At 47.8% G+C, this 2387-nt stretch carries 4 protein-coding genes; 2 read left to right on the forward strand and 2 right to left on the reverse strand.

All coding sequences use genetic code 11. From position 1 onward, the window contains the following. Positions 1-580, reverse strand: a 580-nt coding sequence (locus A918_RS19140; RefSeq protein ID WP_245257280.1) for a GGDEF domain-containing protein, incomplete at its 3' end; no start/stop codon positions are given. A 380-nt stretch (positions 581-960) separates the two neighbouring features. Between A918_RS19140 and A918_RS0102005 the strand changes: the two genes are divergently transcribed. Continuing rightward, positions 961-1485 carry an N-acetyltransferase gene (locus tag A918_RS0102005; protein ID WP_028233257.1) on the forward strand — a complete coding sequence of 175 codons (525 nt, stop codon included), beginning with the start codon at positions 961-963 and terminating at the stop codon, positions 1483-1485. A gap of 27 nt (positions 1486-1512) precedes the next feature. Here A918_RS0102005 and A918_RS19145 read toward each other — a convergent pair whose 3' ends face one another. Continuing rightward, positions 1513-1881: a hypothetical protein gene (locus A918_RS19145; protein WP_022709434.1), complete on the reverse strand. Its 369-nt coding sequence runs from the start codon at positions 1879-1881 to the stop codon at positions 1513-1515. Positions 1882-2071: 190 nt separating this feature from the next. Between A918_RS19145 and A918_RS0102015 the strand changes: the two genes are divergently transcribed. Beyond that, entirely contained in the window at positions 2072-2344 is a 273-nt protein-coding gene (locus A918_RS0102015; RefSeq protein ID WP_022709435.1) for a hypothetical protein, read from the forward strand. Positions 2345-2387 lie beyond the last annotated feature (43 nt).

The following is a 2387-nucleotide window of genomic DNA, read 5'->3' on the forward strand; positions in this document are numbered from 1 at the left end:
GCACCACCTGATTACGGCCGTTTGCTTTTGCCTGATACAGGCTTTGATCTGCCATGCGGATGAGCTGTGCGGTGGTCACAATGCCGGAGGAAAGGGCGATGCCGATGCTGATTGTCAGCGGATAAGGCTGATCCGGCAGGGGCGTGAAATTGATTGCCTCAACGCTCTTGCGTAATTGCTCGGCAATATTCTGCGCCTCAGCCATATCGGTATTACTGAGGAATACGGCAAATTCTTCACCGCCGATACGGCCGATAAGGTCATCCACCCGCAATGACGAGCGAAGCGCGCTGACAATTGCCGTCAGGGCTTTGTCACCGGCGTGATGACCGTAAAGATCATTGATGTTTTTAAAATTATCGGCGTCTATCACCAGCAATGCTGCTTGCGTGCAGTTTTTGTTGGCGTGTTTGACCTGCTCGAGAAAAGCATTTCTGTTCAGAAGACCGGTCATGCTGTCAGTGTCGGCGCGTATCTGCAACAGCCTGTTAGCCTCTGTCAGCTCGTCTGATGTCTTCTTCAGTTTGGCATTCTGTATAAAAATATACATGCTGATCGGAAAACCGGTCAGTACAGGCATGATTGAATTCATCAGAAAAACAAAAGCAGTGAAGGGCTGGCCGGATGCATAACGGATGCTGAATGAAAATATCTGGCTCAACGCGACGACCAAGGCAGTCACGAATGTTGCTTTTAAAAGAATTTGATACACATCAGCCCCCAGACCATTGCTAAGGTTGCTCTTAAGCAGCTTTCCTAATTATGGCCAGCAAGTTTGCCCGATTATGAGGGCAAGTTTTTTAAATTGCTTTTTTATTTTGAGAGCATATTGGCTCTGTTTTAAATTAGATAATTCAAATATTTATTGATTTTTTTAAAACTAGTAATTTATGCTGTTTACAGCAGGAACACACTCAAAATAATTTATGCGGATTTTCATTCTTGTGAAAGCTGATGGTTATGACTGGCTTCGAAATTAAACCTCTGCCTTATGATAATAGACATATCGCACAGCTGCGCGATCTTCTGGTTGAAACAGTCGCCAGCGGCGGGTCTGTCAGCTTCATGCATCCTCTCGAGCCGGAAACGGCAGAGGCATTCTGGCAGGGTGCGATGAACTCTGCGCAGAACGGAGAGCGGATTATTCTCGGTGCTTTTGACGGTGAAAAGCTTGCCGGTACAGTCAGTCTGGTTCTGGTGCAGACTGCGAACCAGCCGCATCGTGCGGAGATCAGCAAGCTGATGACCTCTGTCTCCTGTCGCGGGCGCGGTGTGGCAACATTACTGATGCAGGCTGCGGAAGCTCTGGCATTGCAGCATGGCCGCACACATCTGATGCTTGATACGGCAAGTGACAGTCTTGCGGTGTCAGTTTATGAGCGGCTGGGCTTTAAGCGGGTCGGCGAGGTGCCGGATTTCGCTCTCGATCCTTTCGGCACTTTGACCGGTACGATCTATTTCTGGAAAGACCTGAAATCTGTTTAGGGCGCGTGCAATTAAACGCGACACGCTCTAGTCCTGCGCGACAGTGACTTCGACATGTTCCGGATGAATATCCACGCGTATCAGCGGTGTGCCGTTTTCAATAATTGCACGGTCACGGTCGGAAAGTGAGCCTTCGGAAAGCATTTTCTCCAGCTTTGCGCGGTTCGCCTTGTCGTTGAAGAACACGTCGGATTCATCTTCCGGATCCATTTTGCCAAAAATGTAAAAATTGGCGCGATCCTGACGGATAATCGTGGCTGCGGAATTCAGCGCCACGCCTGATGAGTTGTAATGATCCTGTTTGCTCAAGCGTGCCCAGTATGTATCTATGGGCTGTGCCCAGACATTCGTCGTCATACCCAGTACCGCAACAGACAAAAACACCACTCGCAACATATTGCTCCCCCCATAGTCCTGTTGCTTTCTATAATCCATTTTCGGCAGAAATGGAAATATTGTCAGTGGCAGGTGGTTTTTGTTTTAAGTGAAAATAATTTGTTATTTTGAAAGATAAAAACACCAACATAAGCTGCCGGTGCATAAAATATTGCTCGTTTATCGACAGATCATAAAGAGAGATACTTCTATGAAATTCAAAACACTGGTTGCTGCATCCTTTTCTGCACTGCTCATCTCTGCTGCTGCAAGTTCCGCAGCATCTGCCTGCACGCAGGAAGAACTGACCAAGAAAGCAACAGACTTAACTGCTGCAATTCAGGAAGTGTTGACGAAAGATCCGAGCCGCGCTCAGGAAATTATGACAAAGTCGCAGGAAATGCAGACCAAATATCAGGGTACCACTGATATGAATGAAGCCTGCAAGGCTTATGACGAGCTGCTGGAAACCATCAAGAAATAATATCCGGTCTTTGTTCCGGAGCAGGCGGCGGGTCCCGGTTTTG

The organism is Pseudochrobactrum sp. AO18b, from assembly GCF_000409565.1.
Taxonomy (GTDB): domain Bacteria; phylum Pseudomonadota; class Alphaproteobacteria; order Rhizobiales; family Rhizobiaceae; genus Pseudochrobactrum; species Pseudochrobactrum saccharolyticum.

Excerpts from the sequence above, each read along its gene's own strand:
- A918_RS0102005 (WP_028233257.1), top strand. The coding sequence starts at position 961 with ATGACTGGCTTCGAAATTAAACCTCTGCCTTATGATAATAGACATATC.
- A918_RS19145 (WP_022709434.1), bottom strand. The coding sequence starts at position 1,881 with ATGTTGCGAGTGGTGTTTTTGTCTGTTGCGGTACTGGGTATGACGACG.
- A918_RS0102015 (WP_022709435.1), top strand. The coding sequence starts at position 2,072 with ATGAAATTCAAAACACTGGTTGCTGCATCCTTTTCTGCACTGCTCATC.